The sequence below is a fragment of the Shewanella mangrovisoli genome, assembly GCF_019457635.1.
GTDB classification, from domain to species: Bacteria; Pseudomonadota; Gammaproteobacteria; order Enterobacterales; family Shewanellaceae; genus Shewanella; species Shewanella mangrovisoli.
This window is the reverse complement of sequence record NZ_CP080412.1, coordinates 1,363,062-1,386,200: the sequence shown is the minus strand read 5'-3', so window position 1 is coordinate 1,386,200 and position 23,139 is coordinate 1,363,062. Positions and strand designations below refer to the sequence as shown.

General features: G+C 47.1%; 18 protein-coding genes and 8 tRNA genes. 6 read left to right on the top strand and 20 right to left on the bottom strand.

Going from position 1 to position 23,139, the window contains the following annotated elements:
* Window positions 1-158: 158 nt before the first annotated feature.
* The 5 genes from K0H60_RS06120 to thrA all read right to left on the bottom strand — a co-directional run bounded on the left by K0H60_RS06120 (window position 159) and on the right by thrA (window position 6,516).
* Window positions 159-1,037: a substrate-binding periplasmic protein gene (locus K0H60_RS06120; protein WP_220058119.1), complete on the bottom strand. Its 879-nt coding sequence runs from the start codon at window positions 1,035-1,037 to the stop codon at window positions 159-161.
* A gap of 167 nt (window positions 1,038-1,204) precedes the next feature.
* Window positions 1,205-1,474: a hypothetical protein gene (locus K0H60_RS06115; RefSeq protein WP_041412956.1), complete on the bottom strand. Its 270-nt coding sequence runs from the start codon at window positions 1,472-1,474 to the stop codon at window positions 1,205-1,207.
* A gap of 290 nt (window positions 1,475-1,764) precedes the next feature.
* Window positions 1,765-3,048 carry a threonine synthase gene (gene thrC / locus K0H60_RS06110; protein ID WP_220054971.1) on the bottom strand — a complete coding sequence of 428 codons (1,284 nt, stop codon included), beginning with the start codon at window positions 3,046-3,048 and terminating at the stop codon, window positions 1,765-1,767.
* 64 nt (window positions 3,049-3,112) lie between these two features.
* A complete protein-coding gene (gene thrB, locus K0H60_RS06105; protein WP_220057584.1) occupies window positions 3,113-4,051 on the bottom strand; it encodes a homoserine kinase in 939 nt (312 codons plus the stop codon).
* Window positions 4,048-6,516, bottom strand: coding sequence for a bifunctional aspartate kinase/homoserine dehydrogenase I (thrA, locus tag K0H60_RS06100; RefSeq protein ID WP_220057583.1), 2,469 nt, complete (start codon window positions 6,514-6,516; stop codon window positions 4,048-4,050). Before thrA ends, thrB begins: the two co-directional genes overlap by 4 nt.
* Before the next feature lie 642 nt (window positions 6,517-7,158).
* On the opposite strand from thrA, the gene slyD reads away from it, so the two are divergent.
* Window positions 7,159-7,821 (top strand): peptidylprolyl isomerase, encoded by a 663-nt coding sequence (slyD, locus tag K0H60_RS06095; RefSeq protein WP_220057582.1) that lies wholly within the window; start codon window positions 7,159-7,161, stop codon window positions 7,819-7,821.
* A 192-nt stretch (window positions 7,822-8,013) separates the two neighbouring features.
* Window positions 8,014-8,391, top strand: coding sequence for a hypothetical protein (locus K0H60_RS06090; protein WP_220057581.1), 378 nt, complete (start codon window positions 8,014-8,016; stop codon window positions 8,389-8,391).
* Window positions 8,392-8,421: 30 nt separating this feature from the next.
* Here K0H60_RS06090 and trpR read toward each other — a convergent pair whose 3' ends face one another.
* A complete protein-coding gene (gene trpR / locus K0H60_RS06085) occupies window positions 8,422-8,697 on the bottom strand; it encodes a trp operon repressor (protein ID WP_011621923.1) in 276 nt (91 codons plus the stop codon).
* Window positions 8,698-8,886: 189 nt separating this feature from the next.
* Between trpR and K0H60_RS06080 the strand changes: the two genes are divergently transcribed.
* Window positions 8,887-9,336, top strand: coding sequence for a c-type cytochrome (locus K0H60_RS06080; RefSeq protein WP_011625579.1), 450 nt, complete (start codon window positions 8,887-8,889; stop codon window positions 9,334-9,336).
* Window positions 9,337-9,400: 64 nt separating this feature from the next.
* Here the strand turns inward: K0H60_RS06080 and K0H60_RS06075 are convergent, their stop codons facing one another.
* The gene (locus K0H60_RS06075) at window positions 9,401-10,090 is read right to left on the bottom strand and encodes a cytochrome b/b6 domain-containing protein (RefSeq protein WP_220057580.1); all 690 of its coding nucleotides are present in this window, start codon (window positions 10,088-10,090) and stop codon (window positions 9,401-9,403) included.
* A 297-nt stretch (window positions 10,091-10,387) separates the two neighbouring features.
* On the opposite strand from K0H60_RS06075, the gene hpf reads away from it, so the two are divergent.
* The 3 genes from hpf (at window position 10,388) to K0H60_RS06060 (ending at window position 15,303) form a co-directional block, all read left to right on the top strand.
* Entirely contained in the window at window positions 10,388-10,744 is a 357-nt protein-coding gene (gene hpf / locus K0H60_RS06070) for a ribosome hibernation-promoting factor, HPF/YfiA family (RefSeq protein ID WP_011621920.1), read from the top strand.
* Between the two features lie 1,202 nt (window positions 10,745-11,946).
* Complete coding sequence (locus K0H60_RS06065; protein ID WP_220057579.1) at window positions 11,947-12,411, top strand: DNA polymerase III subunit chi; 465 nt, start codon at window positions 11,947-11,949, stop codon at window positions 12,409-12,411.
* A gap of 15 nt (window positions 12,412-12,426) precedes the next feature.
* Window positions 12,427-15,303: a valine--tRNA ligase gene (locus K0H60_RS06060; RefSeq protein WP_220057578.1), complete on the top strand. Its 2,877-nt coding sequence runs from the start codon at window positions 12,427-12,429 to the stop codon at window positions 15,301-15,303.
* A gap of 430 nt (window positions 15,304-15,733) precedes the next feature.
* Here the strand turns inward: K0H60_RS06060 and K0H60_RS06055 are convergent.
* The 13 genes from K0H60_RS06055 to recA form a co-directional block, all read right to left on the bottom strand.
* A tRNA-Arg gene (locus K0H60_RS06055) sits at window positions 15,734-15,810 on the bottom strand.
* 94 nt (window positions 15,811-15,904) lie between these two features.
* Window positions 15,905-15,996 (bottom strand) — tRNA-Ser (locus tag K0H60_RS06050).
* A 36-nt stretch (window positions 15,997-16,032) separates the two neighbouring features.
* Window positions 16,033-16,109, bottom strand: a tRNA-Arg gene (locus K0H60_RS06045).
* 44 nt (window positions 16,110-16,153) lie between these two features.
* Window positions 16,154-16,230 (bottom strand) — tRNA-Arg (locus K0H60_RS06040).
* Window positions 16,231-16,273: 43 nt separating this feature from the next.
* Window positions 16,274-16,350 (bottom strand) — tRNA-Arg (locus tag K0H60_RS06035).
* 82 nt (window positions 16,351-16,432) lie between these two features.
* A tRNA-Arg gene (locus tag K0H60_RS06030) sits at window positions 16,433-16,509 on the bottom strand.
* A gap of 28 nt (window positions 16,510-16,537) precedes the next feature.
* Window positions 16,538-16,614 (bottom strand) — tRNA-Arg (locus tag K0H60_RS06025).
* Between the two features lie 18 nt (window positions 16,615-16,632).
* Window positions 16,633-16,724 (bottom strand) — tRNA-Ser (locus K0H60_RS06020).
* 203 nt (window positions 16,725-16,927) lie between these two features.
* Window positions 16,928-17,125 carry a carbon storage regulator CsrA gene (csrA, locus tag K0H60_RS06015; RefSeq protein ID WP_006082602.1) on the bottom strand — a complete coding sequence of 66 codons (198 nt, stop codon included), beginning with the start codon at window positions 17,123-17,125 and terminating at the stop codon, window positions 16,928-16,930.
* Between the two features lie 118 nt (window positions 17,126-17,243).
* The gene (locus K0H60_RS06010; RefSeq protein ID WP_220057577.1) at window positions 17,244-18,500 is read right to left on the bottom strand and encodes an aspartate kinase; all 1,257 of its coding nucleotides are present in this window, start codon (window positions 18,498-18,500) and stop codon (window positions 17,244-17,246) included.
* Window positions 18,501-18,509: 9 nt separating this feature from the next.
* The gene (gene alaS / locus K0H60_RS06005) at window positions 18,510-21,134 is read right to left on the bottom strand and encodes an alanine--tRNA ligase (protein WP_220057576.1); all 2,625 of its coding nucleotides are present in this window, start codon (window positions 21,132-21,134) and stop codon (window positions 18,510-18,512) included.
* Window positions 21,135-21,409: 275 nt separating this feature from the next.
* Entirely contained in the window at window positions 21,410-21,877 is a 468-nt protein-coding gene (locus K0H60_RS06000; protein ID WP_374925260.1) for a regulatory protein RecX, read from the bottom strand.
* Window positions 21,878-21,894: 17 nt separating this feature from the next.
* On the bottom strand, window positions 21,895-22,968 hold the full coding sequence (gene recA, locus K0H60_RS05995) for a recombinase RecA (protein WP_011716225.1): 1,074 nt from the start codon (window positions 22,966-22,968) through the stop codon (window positions 21,895-21,897).
* Window positions 22,969-23,139 lie beyond the last annotated feature (171 nt).

Genomic DNA, 23,139 nt, shown 5'->3' with positions numbered 1-23,139 from the left:
CGTGATTGACGAATGATGACCCAAAGTCTGGCAAAGTAATCCCACAAGCTAGCAGAAATTGAGAGAGAGAGCAGTAACTCAAGGCAACAGAAGTTTTAGCAAATGTGTCATAGGCTTACCATTTACTATACCGATAATCTTAAAGGTATTTGTCCGCTTCAATTGAAGGTGAGTAAGTCGGCATATTGCGCAGAGAGCGAGTTAAACTGATGGCTGGTTTTCGTTTGCTGCGCCAACGAAATTTGCTGCCATTTATATACAATTCGAGCAATTTCACCGTTGGCACGTAACGCCTTGATAGCAGCATTAAATTGCTTTAATTGTGATAATGAAAGGGTTTGCTTGCTGAGCATTAAATGAATTTGGTTGCGATCCAACACGGGCTTTAGCGGTGATAACCTCACCCCTTGATGCTGACTGGCGATATAAGGCATGGCCATGGCATCACCGATAATCACATCCGCACGGCCATAGGTGAGCATTTGCACCGATTTATCGGCATCGGGACTGAGTATCAACAGGTGCTCTTGCTCCAAACGCTGCCGGGTCTGTTCATAATCCACCCCATACCAACCACTGATGGGCACTAACAAGCGCAGTTTCTGGCTAAAAATGTCCTGCCATTGGGTTAACCGAATCTTGTCTTTGTTCTCATCCAGCACAAATAAACGCACGGTTTCATCACGGTAGGCGGCTGAAAATAAGGCATATTCTTCACGCTCAGCGGTTTTAGTGGCGCCCATCATCATGTCTAAGGAGCCACTTTTCAGCATTTGATGTGAGCGCTTCGCCGGTACATTGATAAAAGTGACCTCGCAACCTAAGTGTTCGGCAAAGGCACGAAGCAGCTCCACATCTAACCCCTGCGCTTCACCCTGCGGATCTTGCCAAGCATAGGGCGGCCAATCGTTATAACCAACTCTGAGGGGATTTACACAAACGGGCGCTACGGCCTCAGATGGAGCACCTAAAGCGGGGAAAATAAAAATACATAACAGCAGGATATGACTAAGCTGAAAAACGAACCTAGGCACAATAGTCGCCCCATAATCGGTTGCTCTCGTCCTTATGTAGAATGTCTAACGCAGGAGTTTACCGTTAGAACCCGTGGCGTTCCCATCGCCTTCCTAAGCTTAGTCTGCATCAACCGAGGATGCCACGGGCTTGAACTCCCACTAGATAGTCAACGCTCAAGGCATCCGGTTTAAAGCAGGCATTTATAGACTATCGCCACCACTTTGGTTGGTTCTCCCATATCGGTTTGCAACCACACTATATGAGTACCTCCTAACTCTTCTCCTTGCAACGCAGCGGATTGCTTTGCCTCGGCAAGGTTATTGGCATGACGGCTCACACCTGTGACTAAAGCAAAACTGTCACAGTGAGTCACTTCAAAATCATAGGCTTCGTTAATGCGCCGTGGTAATTGAGGGGGTTCTAAGGCGCAACTTGAGAGAAAAAAGATAAGGCAAATCCCTGATAAGGCACATTTAAACAAAACAGTTTATCCAATTGTTACATCCTAAATAGGCGGGCGAACATAACGAATTCGATTCAACTTAATTGTGAAGCAACTCACATCCCTTTAACGACATCCAATACACAAAGTTACAAATATTAATTTGATTTCATATGGTTATATAAAGGTTTGATAATCACTGTGGATGATAAGCTTTGATTAATTCTCTCGAGCCTCATTTACACTTGTAAAAAAGGGAGTCAATCGACTCCCTTTTACCTGTGGTTTAGTGGCGATTAACCCGCTCAGCTTAATACCGCAAATAAATGTGACTTTAACTGAGCAAAATCGGCGGCTAATTCAGCCGAGAGTATGGGTTTATGCTCCACCGCTTTAAGTTCTGCTGGCAAAGGTAAATCGAGGTTAAGCTCTCTATCTACGACGTCCTTAAACTTGGCAGGATGCGCCGTGCCTAAAAATATCCCCACTTCATCAGGCACTAAGTTAAGTGTTAACGCTCTGGCTGCAATCGCCGCATGGGGTTCGGACACATAACCTTTGGCATGCAACTCCGCCAGCGCCTCCGAAGTTTGCGCCTCTGATAAACGAATCCCCACTAGGTCCGCCAATGGCCAACCGAGTTTCTCGCAAATGGCCTCGACGCGCGGCCAGTTACTTGGCTCGCTCACATCCATCGCATTGGACATAGTCGCTTGAGTGGGATTGGGTTGCCAATCGCCAGTCTCTAAATAACGTGGCACAGTGTCATTCGCGTTGGTGGCGGCAATAAAACGTTTAACTGGTAAGCCCATGGCTTTGGCAAATAATCCCGCGGTGAGATTACCAAAATTACCACTGGGCACAGCAATCACAGGATCGGCCTCATGGCGCTGTTTCGATTGGGCGACCGCTTCGAAGTAATAACAAATCTGTGCCAGTAAGCGACTGATGTTGATTGAGTTGGCCGAGTTTAAATGCAATCCATCACGTACATCGCTATCTTCAAAAGCCTGTTTGACTAAGTGCTGGCAAGCATCGAAATCGGACGCCACCGCCACTGTGTGAATGTTGTTACCTAAGGTGGTGAACATCTTCTCCTGTAGCTCACTGATTTTGCCCTTAGGATAGAGCACCACGACATTGACTTTATCTAGGCCGTAAAAGGCATCGGCCACCGCCGCCCCTGTATCACCCGAGGTCGCGGTTAGAATGGTTAAGCGCGAGTCTTGAGCAAAGGCATTGATGCATTGCGCCATAAAGCGCGCGCCAAAATCCTTGAATGCTAAGGTTGGTCCGTGGAAAAGCTCGAGGCATGAGCGCTGCTCATCGACCGCCACCAAGGGCAAATCGAAATTAAAGGCGCGCTCGACCAGTTTATCTACCGCGTCTTGCCCAAGTTCAGAGGCGAGCCAAGCACCGAGCACTTTTTTACTGCGCTCGACAAAAGGCATCGCCAGCAGCGCCTCAATATCATGCAACACAGGGATTTGAGTAGGAAAAAACAGCCCTCTGTCTTTACCGAGTCCCAATTGCACCGCTTCTTTAAAGCTTACTTTCTGCGAAGGGTGTTTTAAATTATATAGTTCCATGCTCACTCGACCTTATCAGTGCCAAGCCTTTAGACTTGGCTTAATGCTTTTAAAAGTAAGAAAATTAATCGACTCGACGCGTACCTTGCTCATCGAGGCGGCACACATGGGCAAAGCCCCCCGCTTCGGTCAAATAATGAGCCTCTAACCACGCCTTAGCGGCGTTAGCGATCGCGAGATCGTCAGTCACCGAAAACAGCGTTGGCCCACTGCCAGAAATGCCTGTGGTCAACATGCCTAATTCGGCGAGCGCCGCTCTGGCGTGGTCATAACCCGATATCGCCGCCGCGCGGTAAGGTTCGGCCAACACATCCTTCAAGACTTGAATCGCAAGCTTGGCGTTTTGCTGATAAGAGGCGTGTACAAAGGCACTCAAATAACGCCCAAAATCGATGACCACGGACTTATCGTATTGTTCTGGCATGAGTTTACGCATCATGGCCGTTGAGAGTGAAATCCCAGGATACGCCACCACCCAATACCATTCTTTAAAACTAGGGATCGCCTCGCAGATAGCGCCGGGTACATTGAGCATCAACTGCATGCCGCCCAAATAACAGGGCGCGACGTTGTCGTAATGCACGCTTCCGCTGATCTTGCCCTCAAACTCGCCCATGAGTTCGAGTAGCGCTTGTTTATCGTATGGACGCTCAAAATGTTCGTTAAGCGCGTAAAGCGCTGCAACCACAGAACTGGCGCTCGAGCCTAAGCCACTGCCTACGGGCAAGTTTTTCTCTAGGGTTAATGCCACGCCTTGGTTTTCTTTTCCAAGGGCTTTTAAGAAAAACACCGCACATTGATGGACGATATTTTCCTCGGGATTGCTGGGTAACTTATGCGCCCAGGCTCCCATTTGAGTGAGGCTCACCCCCACATCCGCCGCCGCAATAGTGACTCTATCGCCCAGTAAACTGCCATCGATGGGCGCGAGTGCTGCACCCAATAAATCAAAGCCCACACCCACATTACCCATAGAGGCGGGAGCGTAAACGGTCAAACTCATACACTCACCTCACGAGTCCAATTTAAGGTTCTTAATACATCGGCAAAAGCGCCGGCCGCTGTCACTTCTGTACCCGCACCATAACCACGTAGCACAAAAGGAATCGGCTGATAATAACGGCTGTAGAATGCTAGGGCATTTTCACCGCCTTTTACGCTGTAGAGCGGATCGGTGGCATCGACTTCGGTGATACGCACATAACACGCACCTTCTTCAATCTGCCCCACATAACGCAGCACTTTGCCCTGTGCTTTCGCCTCTGCCACTCGCGCCGCAATCGCGGCATCTGCCTCGGGTAAACGCGCCATAAAACTTTCCACATCGCCTGAATCATCAAAATCGTCAGGCAGAACTGAGTCGACAACGATATCGCTTAGCTCAAGTTTCAAACCCACTTCACGGGCCAAGATCAGCACTTTACGCGCCACATCCATACCACTTAAATCATCACGGGGATCGGGCTCGGTAAAGCATTTTTCCCGCGCCAGTTTAGTCGCTTCTGACAGTGTCATGCCCTCATCGAGTTTACCGAAGATAAAGGATAAGGAGCCTGATAAAATACCGTTAAACTTGTGCAACTTATCGCCAGCAAATAACAGTTTTTTCAAGTTGTCGATAACGGGTAATCCGGCGCCAACGTTAGTCTCATACAAGAACTGACGACGTTGTTTCAAAGCTGTTTGACGCAGTGCTTGGTAGTAAGCGTAGTCTCGAGTATTGGCCTTCTTATTGGGCGTCACCACGTGCATGCCCGCATTCATTACCTCTAAATACTGGTTTGACACTTGATCGCTTGAAGTACAATCCACCAGTACAGGGTTTAATAACTGTTGCTCTTTCACCCAAGCCAATAGCGCGGGAAGGTCGCTTGACTGCTGACTGTCGGCAAGCAGGTTTTGCCAATTGTTTAAATCGATACCCGCACTATCGAGTAACATCTTGCTTGAATTCACTATGCCGCAGACACGAATGCTAATGTGCTGCTCTTTTAACACGCTCGCCTGATGTTTGATTTGCTCGAGTAAGCCTGCACCAACATTGCCGCAACCCACTAAAAACACATCCAAATATTGCTGCACATCGAAAAAGCCCTGATGACAGGCGGCTACGGCATGTTTGGTCTTTCGCTGCTCGATTACCGTTGAAATAGAACGTTCAGAAGAGCCTTGCGCAATCGCGATAATATTCACACTAGCCTGCGCTAACGCTTGGAAGAACCGCGCCGCCACACCTTTATGGGTACGCATTCCATCACCGATCAAGGAGACGATTGCTAAGTCATGGCGCATTTCAATCGGCTCGAGTAAGTCACTTTTGATTTCTAGTTCAAACTCTTGCTCCAGCGCCGATTTCACCTTGGCCGCATCACTAGTCGCCACACAAAAGCTGATGCTGTATTCGCAAGAACTCTGGGTGATGAGTGACACGGAAACGCCACTACGGGAAATTGCCGCCAGCGTGCGGCTAGCCATGCCGACCATCCCCTTCATGCCAGGGCCTGATACATCAAACATGGTTTGATTATCCAGATTAGAAATGGCTTTCACCTGCAAACCGCTTTCATCGGCCTGATTCGATACCAGAGTGCCGGGCGCATCGGGGTTAAAGCTGTTCTTGATATAACAAGGAATATGAAACTGCGCGATGGGCGCAATGGTTTTAGGGTGCAGCACCTTAGCCCCAAAGTAAGACAGCTCCATCGCCTCTTGATAACTGAGTTGCGACAACAACTTAGCATCGGTGACAACCCGAGGATCTGTGTTGTATACGCCGTCAACGTCGGTCCAGATCTCGCAGCTTGAAGCATCTAAACAAGCGGCCAGCACGGCAGCGGAATAGTCAGAACCATTACGGCCTAAGGTCACAACCTTGCCGTCTTCATCGGCGGCAGTAAAGCCAGGCATCACCCAAACCCGCTTCTCATCGAGGGCAAGGTTTTTGAATCGCGGTTTACTGACGGCAATATCCACCACGGACTCGAGCGGACGACCACGGCCTAAAAACAGCTCACGTGGGTCCAGCTGCGCCGAAGTGATGCCTTTGGCCAGCATAACTTGCTCCATCAACGCAGCAGACAAACGCTCACCGGCAACCACGATCTCGGCGCGCACCCCGTCAGGGCATTCCTGCAGCAGCGTAATACCGCGTAATCTGTCCTGCCAACGCGCAAGCTGCGCACTCAGTCCGGCAAACAACACTTCGCTTTGACTGCTCGAGAGTCCAGAACCGACCGCATCCTGATAGAGCGAGGTAAACACCCGTTCAACGTGTTGAATGACTGGCGAATAATCTTCCCCTTTCACCGCTACATCGACCATTTCTAGCAAGGCGTTTGTCACTGTCGCGGGCGCAGATAGCACTGTAGCCACAGATTCAGCTTTTGCCGCCTTGGCCACGATATCCGCCGCCATTGAAAATCGCTGCCAATTTGCAAGCGAGGTACCACCAAATTTCATAACTTTCATCTTGATCTCCTGTACCGCGCCCGACTAAGAAACATAAGCTAGAAACAAAAAAGCCCGCTTCTTTGTGGGAAGCGGGCTCGTCGTTAAAATTCTTTAGGGTGTATCAGCCCGCCCCCACTCTGGTTGTAGTGGTGGTTGTAATAATGGTAATTACTACAAAACCTAGGCTATGCATACGTTTGGGCTAATCCATGTCAATGTGATGTAAAACAGAATTGCCTTTTTCACCTAGCCTTGTCAACCCCCTAACTGGATTATTTATAAACAAATCTTTCACAGCCTCAAATTCGCCTCTTAACATTCATTATTATCAAGTTTTCCTAGGGTAAAAATGCGATTTCATCAATAGAAAACTGTTGACGTAAACGTAATTCCGCACAAGTACATCCGTTTTTAAACATTTAAATTCAATCAATTATATCAAGCATGTCGTAATACCTTTAGATTAAGCGATGTAAACCCACTTTCGAGGCCAACAAACCGCAAGCGATAACCATCAACAATTTAGTGTTAATTCCTCTCCAAATGGCCGTTCATCACGCCAACAAAAAGCTGTGCGATATCTAACATAAGCAACTTCAAATTATCGCCAGCGTCCAAAAAGCACGTTATTATGCGCGCACATTCCGAACCGGAGGCGATATGAAGATCACCCAACACAGCGCGGTAACCATTCATTACCGTTTATCAGATCAAGACGGCAGACTTTTAGAAGACTCTTTTGATGCCGAACCTATGCTCTATCTGCACGGTGCAGAAAACCTGATCCCAGGATTAGAAGCTGCATTAGAAGGTAAAACCAAGGGCGAAACACTGGATGTGACTATTAGTGCCGAAGAAGCCTACGGTCCTTACCACGATGGTCTGCGTCAAGCTGTGCCATTAGAAGCATTCGGTGATATCGAAGATATCGTTCCTGGTATGCGCTTTATTGCCGAGACAGAAATGGGCCAACGCCCAGTACAAGTTGTCGAAGTCAAAGATGATGTGGTCATCGTTGATGGCAACCATCCTTTAGCGGGCCAAGCACTGAGCTTCAACATTGAAATTATCGATGTTCGCGCTGCGACGGCAGAAGAAGTTGCCCATGGTCATATCCATGCCCACGGCGGATGTGGCAGCCATGGACATAGCCATGATCATGACCACGGCGGCGGATGCTGTGGTGGTTCAAGCAAAGATGAAGGTGGCTGTTGTGGCGGTTCTGACGACCATGGTCATCACCACCATGACCACGATCATGAAGCGTGCGACACACCCAAAACAGGTTGTGATGGCAATGGCGGTTGCGGCTGCCGTGGCTAATCTAGGCCGTAACGCCTAAAGCTCACTAACCCGAGCAAGATAATGAGGCACTTCCTTACATAAGGAGGTGCTTTTTTTATCAACAAATGTTTATAATCTAACCGTAAACACGGAAGTTTTAGAGAGATTTAGCATTTTTAACTGGAATATTAGGGTTTTAAACCTATTCCGATATCACGCGACGGAGTGCATATGTTAACAAAACCTGTATATGAAGCTTTACCTTATGGTTATATGGCGTTAGGCATCGCAAGTTTTATGCTGCTCGAACCCAATTATGCCTTGATTGCTTCTGCAGTCATCTTTGTGCTTGGCGCAAGAATTTACACTATGCGCTCCCAAAACCGTCGTACCGACCCCGTAAAACGCAGAAAATCAGGCGGGGTCCCTAAGATGATTTACGATCTATTACCTTTCTTATACTTGCTCGGTGCATTGTCGATCTTTAAGTTTTTACCCGAAAAGTTTTACCCATTATTAGCCATATTACTCTTAAGCTATAGCTTCTACATTCTGGTAAGGCGCACGCTTTATCGTCGTCATAAGTTGCCTGCCCCCCCCATGTTTTAGGCTATTACGGACAAAGGCACCACTGTGTCGTTATTTGATCAGTTGTTGAATTTTTTCCCTATGGCTTGGTGCCATATTCTTTAAATAGTTTGAACAGCGTGTAATCGTGGCGATACTGACCTCGTATTCCGCCGCGATCTGCCGCTGGCTCATCTCACCATCGAGCAATAATTGAAATACCTTTAATCGCCCCGCGATCGCACTGCGCTCTTCTTCTGTCAGCAATAAATGGAACAACACTGAGAGTTCTTCATAGTTCCCATGGCTCAAAATTTTCTCTAAAACTAAGTCCCAATTGGCTCGCATAATCGCCCCATAAGTATTGTTTAAGCATTACAACGGCAGTTTAGCAGATTTACTCTACCAACAAATAACTTGTTACGTTTATCCCTCCTGCCTAGACAAAAACTGACAAAAATGCTTCTAGTACATTGAGTTAATTTGTGTACAATAGGAGCGCAATGTCACACTTCGACGCTAATTTGTGAGAATACGATGAAAAAATTACTCCTGACTCTCGTTGCCGGTACCTTATTGGCTTCAACTGCACAAGCACACAATTTTGAAGATGCAAAGGACGCGATTGAATATCGCCAATCTGCATTTGGCCTGATTGCTTATAACTTTGGCGATATGGGCGCAATGATGAAAGGTAAGAAACCTTTCGAAGCTGAAACCTTTGCGATGCGCGCCAACAATGTCGCTGCACTTTCGCACATTCCTTTCGAAGGCTTTATTGAAGGTTCAGATAAAGGTGATACCGAAGCGCTAGCCAAAGTATGGCAAGACAAGGCTGACTTCGACGCTAAGATGAAAACCTTCCAAGAAAATGCAGCTATTTTAGCGACTGTGGCTCAAAAAGGTGACCAAGCTGAAATCAAGCAAGCCTTTATGAACACTGGCAAGAGCTGTAAAGGTTGTCACGACGTTTACAAAAAAGACTAATGACGAGTTGTCATGTCTAATTAAAAAGCCTGCTACATGCAGGCTTTTTAATGTTGAGCATTGGCTAGAGCACTTGCACTATGGGCCACATCAAATAGGTAAACACCACACCGGCGATGATTAACAGCACGATTAAAGCCAGCCAATGTGATTTAAAGGCCAATTCAGATTCTGCTTTAGCGTGCTCAACCTTAGGCACACGTTTGTAACCACTGAGCATGGCTCCCACTAATTTGTCACCTTTAAGCGCGTGTGCAACGACCGCCAACACATGCACGGCACTCAAGGCTAAGATCAGGTTGAAATTCATCTTATGTAACCAAGTGAGAAACGAAGCAGTATCAGAACTCACATAGCTGTACAGTGGACCTTCAGTAAACACATCATCGGTAGCAAACAGCCCAGTGATTAGCTGTAAGCTGATAATGGCAATCAACACAATCACCATATAACCGCCCATCGGATTATGCCCTAAGACCACTGACACGCCCTTTGCGCGAATGTCTTTTAAATACTCAAACACCACCTTGGGATGATGCACGAAGTGACTAAACCTCGCGGTATCACTGCCAATTAAGCCCCATAAAAGCCGAAAGCCAATCAAGATCAACAGACTATAGGCAAAGATCTGATGCCATTGCATTTCGCCCACTTCGGCGCTCCACCAGAGTAAGGCCATGAGGGCTACCATGCCCCAATGAAAAAAGCGTGTGGGTAAATCCCAGACTTTAACTTTGATATGTTCGGTTTCCATAATACTTGCCACTAGACTGAGCAATGAAATAAGTGAAGGTATTTTATCGGGATCTAATGAAAAACTTAAAGTAAAGATAGGTAAATGATGGGAAAGACTGCGTAGTTATCCCATCAAATATGGCCTGTTCCGATAGCCAATACAAGCCTTTTCGACCAAGAATCCGCGAGATTTGTCTAAGCGATCAAATAACCAACGAACAGAACTAAACAGGGTGAAAAATGTGATTTAGATCTCGTTTTTAAGGGTGTAGATTGGTAATCTGAAATCGAAGGAAACAAATAGAAGGTGCAACATATGCTAAAGATTACGAGCAAACAACTAGAAGTCACTGCCCCAATCCGTGAACGCATTGAAAGCCGTTTTGACAAACTTTCTAGGCACGATGTGCAGTTGATTAATCCCCATGTCATCATCACAGAGGAGAAACCTGGTTTCAAAATTGAAGCATCGGTTGGCATCCCAAATGGAGAACTTTTTGCTCAAGCAAAACACGACAATCTTTATGCAGCCATTACGGCCATGGGTCAAAAATTAGAGAAACAACTCAATCGATTAACCCATAAACCTGAAGCACAACGTTTCGCATCCATTGCTCATCCCGAAGACGCTGTTAATGTCGAGGATGATTACGAGGAGGAAGATGCAGCTTAAGTTACTCGATGTTAGTGCGAGACCACATCACTTCGAGAGCATAAAGTAGATAAGGTTTAATAGGTCACATTTTTTAGCAAAAGTTTGATAGACCATCCTAATGGTCAGTAAAAAGAGTGTGAACCTTTAAATAACTACTACACTTTACTAAGTGACAGCAGAATCGAAGTGATGTGAATTTCAACTTAAAACCGTTACATACCACCACAAGAAGGAGTACGCCGCCACACAAAACTCACACTCAAAAACAGTGACACAAGCAGTTACATTAAGACAGGCACATTACGGCAGTCATATTAAGACGGCCACATAAATTCGGTAACGCCAAGCTGTAATATTTATGCGTTTCCCCTCTGATTATCAAATGAGATGCGAGGTTACTAAAAAGTAGAGACCGATAACCAACAACTAACGATAAACGCACTAATGGGTGTTAACACACGAGTCGATCATTAAGGAGTAACCTACTACATCGTATTGCCAGTTTTAGTCTTACACACTCTTCGAGCCCAAATGTAACAATCAAGAGGAGGACGTTAGCAATAGAGCCACATAGGTACCATGAAAGACCATTTTAGGTGAATTAGCTTCTTAACAGTCAAACAATATGAGGAGGTTAATAGCGTTATCGGTAATATGAGCAAGTAGGCATATTACAAACAGTGAGTAAAAAAGAATTTAGATAACACGGAACAAGGCGAGCTGCTTAACAGCAAAATACCCAGTACCTTTTTGAGTACTAATATCTGCCAGATTCCTTTATTTATATTCTAAAGTGTAATCGTAAGTGAGAATGTAAGTTGAAATAGTGAGTTAACTGCTAAATAAACAAAATCTACTGCGATATCGGTTTGTTTATTCGCAAAGCGTCAATAAATCCTTTAATAACAATGCTCAATAACCTAGGAGGAATAGTTTGTTTGACCAGTCTTTCAACCAGCGCACCTTCGGGTGCGCTTTGCTTTTATATCCCTATATCCTTCCCTAGTCGTTTAACCATTCATATATAAGATCTTAGCCTTAAGCTTGTACTTAAGCTTGTACTTAAGCTGTACGCAGTTGCCACAGTAATGGTTTAAGCCAACTCCCCCTCCCGGTTCCTCAATCTGCCGCGAAAAACCCCAGAGCTAAGCGTTAACCCAGCACGAGTTTTAGTGTAGACTAACCCATTCGTCTATAACTTAAAGCAAGGCATTGAAATCATGACTCAAGCGCTGTTTTATTTACTACCGCCGGTGGGCGAGAACACGGCCCTTAGTGACATGTATCAGTTGGCTTGCCGCCTAGCCCAACAGGGATTTATAAGCCAGCTGCAGGTCTATATTCACTGTCAGGACAAGAACATCGCCTTCGAAATCGACGAGTTACTATGGCAGTTTGAACCCAGTGCATTTGTCCCCCATAACCTTAAAGGTGAAGGCCCCACCACAGGCTCACCCGTTGAAATCGGTTTTGACAGACTCGGGCCAAACAAAAGTCGCCAACTTCTGATTAATCTTGCAGACCAAGTGCCTCCGTTTGCGGTAAACTTTGGTCAAATCTTCGATTTTGTGGCTAATGACGACCAACATAAGGCGATAGCACGTGAACGCTACCGCCAATATCGTGGCTTAGGGATTGAATTAACAACCCAAAATTTAGCAACACATCCACTTAATTTAGCTTGAGACAGATACTTTCCCATGGAAAAAACATACGATCCTCAGTCCATTGAGCAGACTCTTTACCAAAACTGGGAAGAGCAAGGTTACTTTAAGCCCCACGGCGATGCCTCACAGGGCAACTATTGCATCATGATCCCGCCACCTAACGTGACGGGCAGCCTGCACATGGGTCACGCTTTCCAAGATACCATCATGGATACTCTGATCCGCTACCAACGTATGAAGGGTAAAAACACCCTGTGGCAAGTCGGTACTGACCATGCGGGTATTGCGACTCAAATGCTGGTTGAGCGTAAGCTTGAAGCCGAAGAAGGCAAGAGCCGCCATGACCTTGGCCGCGATGCTTTCATGGAAAAAGTATGGGAATGGAAAGCGCAATCTGGCGGCACCATCACTAAGCAGCTACGTCGTATGGGCGCCTCTGTGGATTGGGACCGTGAGCGTTTCACTATGGACGAAGGCTTGTCTAAAGCCGTTCAAGAAGTGTTTGTCCGTCTCTATGAAGATGATTTGATTTACCGTGGTAAACGCTTAGTGAACTGGGATCCCAAACTGCACACCGCGATTTCAGATCTCGAAGTGGAAAACAAAGAAAAGCAAGGCCACATGTGGCATCTGCGTTATCCATTAGCCGACGGCGAGCTGACCGCAGACGGTAAAGATTATCTCGAAGTTGCCACCACACGTCCAGAGACTATGTTAGGCGATAGCGCGGTAGCGGTTCATCCAGACGATGAGCGTTATCAAGCACTGATCGGCAAATTTATTCTGCTACCTATCGTTAATCGTCGCATCCCTATCGTTGCCGATGACTATGTAGACATGGAGTTTGGTACAGGCTGTGTGAAGATCACCCCTGCCCACGACTTTAACGACTATGAAGTCGGTAAACGTCACAAACTTCCTATGTTCAACGTGTTGACCTTAGATGCAGCCATTCGTGCATCCGCCGAAGTCGTCAATACTGATGGCACCATCAATACTAGCTTAGATGGCAGCCTGCCAGAGCGTTATGCAGGTTTAGATCGTTTCAAAGCCCGTGATGCCATTGTGGCAGAGTTTGAAACTTTAGGTCTGCTCGAAAAAATCGCGCCACACGGCCTAAAAGTGCCCTACGGTGACCGCTCAGGCGTGGTTATCGAACCAATGCTGACCGACCAATGGTACGTTGCCGTTGCGCCTATGGCCAAAACCGCAATCGAAGCCGTTGAAAATGGCGATATTAAGTTCGTGCCACAGCAATACGAAAACATGTACTTCTCTTGGATGCGCGACATTCAAGATTGGTGTATCTCTCGCCAATTATGGTGGGGTCACCGCATCCCTGCTTGGTACGATGCCAACGGTAAGGTCTATGTCGGCCGCACCGAAGCTGAAGTACGTGCTAAGCACAATATCGATGATGCTATCGCCCTGCGCCAAGATGAAGACGTACTGGATACTTGGTTCAGCTCTGCCCTGTGGACATTCTCGACCTTAGGCTGGCCTGACAGTGTTGAAGATTTAAAAACCTTCCATCCAACCGACGTGTTGGTAACGGGTTTTGACATCATCTTCTTCTGGGTTGCCCGTATGATCATGATGACCATGCACTTCATCAAAGATGAAGACGGTAAGCCACAGGTGCCATTTAAAACCGTTTATGTGACCGGCCTTATCCGCGATGAAGCGGGTAACAAGATGTCAAAATCTAAGGGCAACGTACTTGACCCATTGGATATGATTGACGGTATCGATCTAGAAGCCCTCGTTGAAAAACGTACTGGCAACATGATGCAGCCACAACTGGCCGCCAAGATTGAAAAGAGCACCCGTAAAGAGTTTGAAAATGGTATCGAAGCCCACGGTACTGATGCCCTGCGCTTTACTCTAGCGGCAATGGCATCAACTGGCCGTGATATCAACTGGGATATGAAGCGTTTAGACGGTTACCGCAGCTTCTGTAACAAACTTTGGAACGCGTCACGCTACGTGCTGATGAATACCGAAGGCCAAGATTGCGGCCCTAACTCACCGGATTATCAAGGCGGCGAGATGGAACTGTCACTGGCGGATCGCTGGATTATCGGTTTATTCAACCAAACCGTAAAAACCTACGACGACCACATGGCAAACTACCGCTTCGACCTTGCAGCGAACACGCTCTACGAGTTCACTTGGAACCAGTTCTGTGATTGGTACTTAGAGTTAACTAAGCCAGTACTGCAAAACGGCAATGAAGCGCAAATGCGTGGCACCCGCAATACGTTGGTCAATGTGTTAGAAGCGATGCAACGTCTGATGCACCCAATGATGCCATACATCACTGAAACCATCTGGCAACGCGTTAAACCACTGACTAGCGCCCAAGGCGACACCATCATGCTGGCACCATTCCCAAGCTATGATGCAGCCAAAGTAGATGCGACCGCGATGGCCGATCTCGAATGGGTTAAGCAAGTGATTGTTGCAGTACGTAATATCCGTGCAGAGCTCAATATCGCGCCTTCTAAGCCATTAAACGCCCTACTGCGTGGTGTGAGCGCACAAGATCAAGCCCGTGTTGAAGCTAACCAAGCCTTCTTCACAACGCTCGCGCGCTTAGAGAGCATGACGATTCTTGGCGAAGGTGAAACGGCGCCTATGTCGACCACGGGTCTGATTGGCGAAATGGAATTATTAATTCCGATGGCAGGTCTGGTGGATGTCGCGGCCGAAATGGCTCGCATCGACAAGCAGCTTGAGAAGCTGACTCAAGAGATCGGTCGTATCGAAGGTAAATTATCGAATGAAGGCTTCGTGGCGAAAGCACCGCCAGCAGTTATCGATAAAGAGCGCGCTAAGATGGCCGATCTGAGCCGCGATATGGACAAACTAAAAGAGCAAAAAGCTGAGTTTGCTAAGCTAGAAGCCTAATCACGGCATCTACACTAAAAAGGGCTGTATTTTACAGCCCTTTTTATTTCCCCTGACCCATCCTAAATTGCTCCATCCTAAATCGCGCTAACACTCTTCAAACCTCTCTCAGGACTCGTCCCTAAGACGCAAAGTCATTCATCAATCCCTTGTTCCATGTTTATCTCTCCGTCACTCCTTTACAGCTCAGCTTGCGAGTCAAAATCACCCTTACAGCTATCTCTTTATCAGGCGCTAAACAGCAAGCCAGCGCGAGAACATCATCGCTTAAGGCACTGGTATTCAAACAAGCATAACGTGGCGTAAGAGGCGTATTATCAAGGTGCTAAAGCATGGGAAGAGATAGGATTGAAGCGAGATTATACGGAAAAATGCGATTAAAAAAGCCCTGCAATTGCTTGCAGGGCTTATCTAAATCTAACTAAGTAGATGGTGCGCGTGGAAGGATTCGAACCTCCGACCGCCTGGTTCGTAGCCAGGTACTCTATCCAGCTGAGCTACACGCGCTTAAATACTGGGTAAGTTGCTACCTTACCGACAGACTAGAGTCTAGAAGAAGCCCTTAAGTCTCGCAAATTAAATCTATTCACTAGGAATAGAATGGCGGAGAAGGAGGGATTCGAACCCTCGATGGGAGATAAAGCCCATACTCCCTTAGCAGGGGAGCGCCTTCGGCCACTCGGCCACCTCTCCGCAAAATCTGCATTTGTAAGCTAATGCTTACTAAAATGGTGCGCGTGGAAGGATTCGAACCTCCGACCGCCTGGTTCGTAGCCAGGTACTCTATCCAGCTGAGCTACACGCGCGATTTTTGCGTTTTGCTAACAAAGCTAAGGCTTTGCCTGCGAATTGGTGCGCATGGAAGGAGTCGAACCTCCGACCGCCTGGTTCGTAGCCAGGTACTCTATCCAGCTGAGCTACATGCGCATTTTTAACTGTTATCTCAACACATTCGCATTAAGATTGAATATGGTGCGCGTGGAAGGATTCGAACCTCCGACCGCCTGGTTCGTAGCCAGGTACTCTATCCAGCTGAGCTACACGCGCTTAAAACACTTACTTGAAGCACTAATTACAAAATTTCTACTGAAATTCAAACCTGATGAGTTAAACATAACTAATGCAGAGATGGTGCGCATGGAAGGAGTCGAACCTCCGACCGCCTGGTTCGTAGCCAGGTACTCTATCCAGCTGAGCTACATGCGCGACTTGTATCTATCTTGCTTCAATAAAATGGTGCGCGTGGAAGGATTCGAACCTCCGACCGCCTGGTTCGTAGCCAGGTACTCTATCCAGCTGAGCTACACGCGCACTTTTATCTGTAAGAAATGGCGGAGAAGGAGGGATTCGAACCCTCGATGGGAGATAAAGCCCATACTCCCTTAGCAGGGGAGCGCCTTCGGCCACTCGGCCACCTCTCCGTTTTCTTGGCGCACATATTACTGTTTGACGAAAATAAGTCAAACCCTTTTTCTGAAACAACTTCTGTTTGAAGCGTTTTTAATCACATTGCTGTTATATCAATCCAATGTGTTGATTTGCGCCAATCTTTCGGTTCCAAAAATAAAAAAGCCAGTTAAAAAACTGACTCTTCTATGTCGTTAATACTCGCCTAAACGCCGTATTAAAAGTTACCACCTTCTGAAGGTGTACCTGATTTTTCAGATTGAATGCGTTGGTAGATCTCTTCACGGTGGACAGAAACCTCTTTCGGTGCATTCACACCAATACGCACTTGATTGCCTTTTACCCCTAGCACTGTAACTGTGACTTCATCACCAATCATCAGTGTTTCGCCAACACGACGAGTCAAAATCAGCATTCGATAGCTCCTTTATGTCTTAATTCAGCTTACACACGGCACTCATCCGGTAGATGGGCATATTATAGGGTCAGCTGAGTACAAATTAATAGTATTCAATACTCAAACAGTTATTTAATTACACCTTATTTAGCTCAAAGGCGTGATGTAACGCCCGAACCGCCTTGTGCAAGTCCCTTTCATCGATCACAGTTGACAATTTACTCTCCGATGTCGAAAGTAACTTAGCATGGATTGTTTCATTACCCAATACATCTAACATCTTAGTCAATAATCCAACTTTTGCCTGTAAACCTTTGCCAACTAAAGACACTTTTGCACGTTGGCGCTCAACAATCAATTGGCCTAGATCAAGACTTTCGCTTAAAAGCTCTAGCTCGTGCAATAAAATATCGACCTTGGCTTCGGCCAGCATAAAACTGACACATTCGGCTGCTGAGGTTTCATTGAGTTTGAGCGGGGTAATAAATTCAACATCGATCTCAAGCCGTGCCAAACAGGCTAACAGTGCTTGATAATGCTCACTGCTGGTAAACAACCCTTTTATGGTTAAGGTCGCGAGCGCCTTATTAATCGCAATACCTTGCACGGATGCAGCCATCGCCAGCTCTGATTCGTCACCAAATTGGATCAATGTCCCATGGCCCGCCTCAAAGCTCGACAATACACGCAGTGGCACTTTAAAACGTTGTGCGTATTCAACCGAATCGGGATGCAACACCTTAGCGCCGAGTTTTGCCATTTCTAGCATCACATCAAAACCAATCACATCGAGGCGTCTGGCACTGCTGTCGATATTCGGATCGGTAGTAAAGACACCGGGCACATCGGTAAAGATTTGACATTCATCGGCTTTTAACGCCGCAGCGAGTGCCACAGCTGTAGTATCTGAGCCACCGCGCCCTAAGGTTGTGACATCACCATTGGGATCGATACCTTGAAAGCCAGCCACAATCGGCACAATGCCGTCGTTTAGTAAGGAGGTTAAGTATGTCGTATCGACACGCTCAATACTCGCCCGACCAAACTGACTGTTTGTATGAATTTGGACTTGATCGCCAGTCAGGGATCTCGCCTTAATGCCACGACGTTGTAACGCCATCGCCATTAACGCAATACTGATTTGCTCTCCCGTAGAGACCAGCATATCGAGTTCCCGCGCACTCGCGCGGGGATCGATTTGCGCCGCAAGCGCAAATAGTCTGTTGGTCTCCCCTGCCATAGCAGAAAGCACCAAGACCTGCAGCTCACCATTGTGAGCGGACTTTGCAATTTGCTCGGCAACCACTTCGATGCGTTCAATCGAACCCACCGAAGTGCCACCAAACTTCTTCACAAAAAGCTTGCTACCACTAAGCTTTCGTTTTTCGAGCACAGCAACCTCTTAAGCTAAACGCTCAGTAATCCAAGGTAATACTTGAGACAGTGCCGCATCCAGATTTTCTGGTTGGCTACCACCCGCTTGGGCCATATCAGGGCGACCACCGCCTTTACCACCCACCTGCGCAGCAACCATAGCAACCAGTTCACCGGCCTTCACTTTACCGACTAAGTCGTTGCTCACGCCCGCAATCAGATTCACTTTACCTTCTTGAGCCACACCAAGCAGAATAACGGCGGATTTCAGCTTTTGCTTTAACTCATCTTGCAGGCCACGCAGTGCACCTGCTTCAACGCCTTCAAGCTTCTTAATCAGCACATTTACGCCATTAACCACAACGGCATCACCGGCTAAATCCGCACTCGCTGCTGCTGCTAACTTATCCTTCAGTTGCTGCATGTCTTTTTCAAGTTGCTTCATTTTATCCAGTTGTGCCTTCAGCTTGGCCACAACCGATTGAGTATCGCCTTTAAGCAGAGCTGCTGCTTCTTCAAGTTGCGCTTGTTGCTGTGCCACATAGGCCATCGCCGCAGCGCCGGTTACCGCTTCGATACGGCGAACGCCCGCAGCGATACCGCCCTCAGAGGTAATTTTGAATAGACCAATGTCACCGGTACGGCCAACGTGAGTACCACCACACAGCTCGATAGAGAAATCGCCCATAGTGACAACACGCACCTCGGCATTGTACTTCTCACCGAAGAGCGCCATCGCGCCTTTTTCTTTGGCTTCATCAATCGCCATTTCAGCGACTTTCAGCTCATGGTTACGGCGAATTTGGGTGTTGACTAACTCTTCAACCTGTTTCAACTCAGCAGGCTTGACCGCTTCGAAATGAGAGAAGTCGAAACGTAAACGCTCAGGGTCAACTAACGAACCTTTTTGAGTAACGTGAGTGCCCAACACTTGACGCAATGCCGCGTGCAGTAAGTGAGTCACAGAGTGGTTTAACTGAGTGCGGTGACGCAGTTTCTTATCCACTTTGGCTTCAATGGCTTGACCAACACTGATAGTGCCAGCTGTTAATGTGCCCTTATGACCAGAGGCTTGACCGAATTTTTGGGTGTCGTTTACAACGAACTCAACACCTTCGGCTACCAGAACACCTTTATCGCCAACCTGACCACCTGATTCTGCGTAGAATGGCGTCACATCTAACACTACAACAGCTTCAGTGCCGGCAGAGATTGAATCTACTGATTCACCGTTAACATACAGTGCAGTTACCTTGCCTTCGCCCGCTAATTCGGTGTAACCGCAGAAGGACGTTTCTTCATCAATCTTGAGAGCTGCGTTGTAATCAGCGCCAAAGTTACCCGCAGCTTGAGCGCGGCTACGTTGTTCAGCCATCGCGACTTCGAAGCCCGCTTCATCGACGATAATGTTGCGCTCACGGCATACGTCTGCGGTTAAATCCACAGGGAAGCCATAGGTATCGTACAGTTTGAACACAGTTTCACCGTCTAAGGTATCGCCCTGCAATTCGTTTAACGCGCTATCCAGAATACCTAAACCACGCTCAAGCGTACGGGCAAACTGCTCTTCTTCCGCTTTAAGGGCTTTTTCAACAATTACTTGAGTATCGGCAAGACCTTTAGCTGCATCGCCCATCACTTCAATTAGCGTCGGAACTAACTTGTAGAAGAAGGCTTCGGTGGCCCCTAACTTGTTACCATGACGTACTGCGCGGCGAATAATACGGCGCAGCACATAACCACGACCTTCATTCGATGGCATCACACCATCGGCAACTAAGAAGGCGCATGAACGGATATGGTCGGCAATAACGCGCAGCGACTTGTTAGATAAATCAGTCATACCGATGATTTCGGCCGCTTTGGCAATCAAGGCGCGGAAAATATCGATTTCATAGTTTGAATGCACGCCTTGCATAATTGCAGCAATACGCTCGATACCCATACCGGTATCGACTGAAGGTTTTGGCAGTGGCAACATTTCACCAGAGGCTTGGCGATTGTATTGCATGAATACGATGTTCCAGATTTCAATGAAACGATCGCCATCTTCTTCTGGGCTACCAGGACGTCCGCCCCAGATATGATCGCCGTGATCGTAGAAAATTTCGGTACAAGGGCCACAAGGACCCGTATCACCCATTTGCCAGAAGTTATCTGAAGCGTATGGTGCGCCCTTGTTATCGCCGATGCGAATGATGTTTTCAGCGGCAACACCAATTTTTTTATTCCAAATTTCAAAGGCTTCATCGTCTGTTTGGTAAACAGTCACACACAGACGCTCCTTTGGCAGCTTCAAGACTTCGGTCAGGAAGGTCCAACCAAAGTGAATCGCATCTTCTTTGAAGTAATCACCAAAGCTGAAGTTACCCAGCATTTCGAAGAAAGTATGGTGACGCGCGGTGTAACCAACGTTATCTAAATCGTTGTGTTTACCACCCGCACGGACGCAGCGTTGGGCAGTGGTCGCACGTGTATAGCTACGTTTGTCCATGCCAAGAAACACGTCCTTGAACTGGTTCATACCGGCGTTGGTGAATAAAAGCGTTGGATCGTTGCCTGGTACAAGAGAACTACTGTCCACAACTTGGTGACCATTGCTGCGGAAAAATTCGAGGAAAGCACTTCTAAGCGCTGCTGTCGTTTGATACATGAAATCGTCCTGAATTGGGTAAGCATGACCAGCTACACCATAAGGTAGCCGTATTTCTATTTGCCCAGCATTATAAGCAGACTGAGGAAAGACGACCAGCCTTGAATAGCGATATAGGCTTAGGAATCTCATATTTTCGGTGAGTTTGCCGCTAAGACATGGCTTATCACAAAAGCCAAGCGCTAAAGAGGAGTCGATGAGCCGGATCAGCACGTCGGCCGAACGAAAAAGACAATGACCAGACAAGCCAAGGGCTACGAGTTTATACCATGACGTTAGTCATCATTATCAGCCAAAGGGTCGTAATCTAAGGCGTAGGAGACTTGTTCGTAATTAAAGCCTTGGCTCAGTAAAAACCGCACCCGTTTGGCTTTTTCTTTCGCCACTAACTCCCGGGATTTCGAGCCTTTTACCTCGGTGACTCTAGGGGTTACATATTTTTTGACGGCTTTGGCTTTTGCTAGCTCAAACCAATCATGCTCATTTGCAGATAAGGCGGCTTCGATACAATCCTTTGAAAGCCCTTTTTGAGCAATGGCTTGACGGATACGAATAGGCCCATGGCCACGGGCAATATGGCTGCGAACAAGAAGCTCGGCATAGCGCTTATCATTGATAAAACCCGATGCTTCACAATCATCGAGCACGGGATCGATATCAACAACCTCAAAGCCTTTTTCGAGCAGTTTGGAGCGGATTTCTTGGCGGGAATAGTCGCGGCGCGCTAACAGCGCGACCGCGATTTGACGGACTGACTGGCTCAGAATACTTCGCCTGTTTCGAAATCAACATTGCCTTCGCTGTTTTCATCATCAGATGAAGATGAAGACATAGCGCTTGGGTTACTCAGCAGTAACTCACGCAGTGTTTTATCGATTTCAGCGGCAATTGCTGGGTTTTCAGTCAGATATTTACCGGCATTTGCACGACCCTGACCAATCTTGTCACCCTTGTAGCTGTACCATGCACCGGCTTTTTCGATCAGTTTATGGGCCACACCTAAATCGACTAATTCACCGGTACGGTTGATACCTTGACCGTAAAGAATTTGGAACTCAGCTTGCTTAAATGGTGCAGCAACCTTGTTTTTAACCACTTTAACGCGCGTCTCGTTACCTACCACTTCATCGCCTTCTTTGATAGCACCAGTACGGCGAATATCGAGACGAACAGAAGCGTAGAACTTCAGCGCGTTACCGCCCGTTGTGGTTTCTGGGTTACCAAACATCACACCAATCTTCATACGAATTTGGTTGATGAAGATTAACAGTGTATTCGATTGCTTGAGGTTACCCGCGAGCTTACGCATCGCTTGGCTCATCATACGCGCCGCTAGGCCCATGTGTGAGTCACCAATTTCACCTTCAATTTCCGCTTTGGGTGTTAATGCCGCAACCGAGTCAACGATGATCACATCTACCGCGCCAGAACGGGTTAACGCATCACAGATCTCAAGGGCTTGTTCGCCGGTATCGGGTTGTGAACACAGTAAGTTATCGATATCTACGCCTAACTTTTTAGCATAAATAGGGTCTAGCGCGTGCTCGGCGTCGATAAAGGCACAGGTTTTACCTTCGCGCTGAGCAGCGGCAATCACTTCTAATGTCAGCGTCGTTTTACCTGATGATTCGGGACCATAGATCTCAACGATACGTCCCATTGGTAAACCGCCAGCCCCTAAGGCGACGTCAAGGGAAAGTGAACCAGTAGAAATAGTCTCAACATCCATAGAGCGGTCTTCGCCCAGCTTCATGATGGAGCCTTTACCAAATTGCTTTTCAATTTGGCTCAATACCGCAGCAAGTGCTTTCTCTTTGTTTGGATCGACCTTCATTCCTGTTCCCTCATCAAGACAGTATCAGTACTGTCAAAAGTGATATTCAATTTAATAAAGCGGGTAATACAAAAAGCGAGGCTCTTTGTCATAATCTGCTGACTAGTATACTGTACAATCATACAGTATCAAGACCTGTGAATGATTTATTTTTCAGTCAGAAAATTTTCC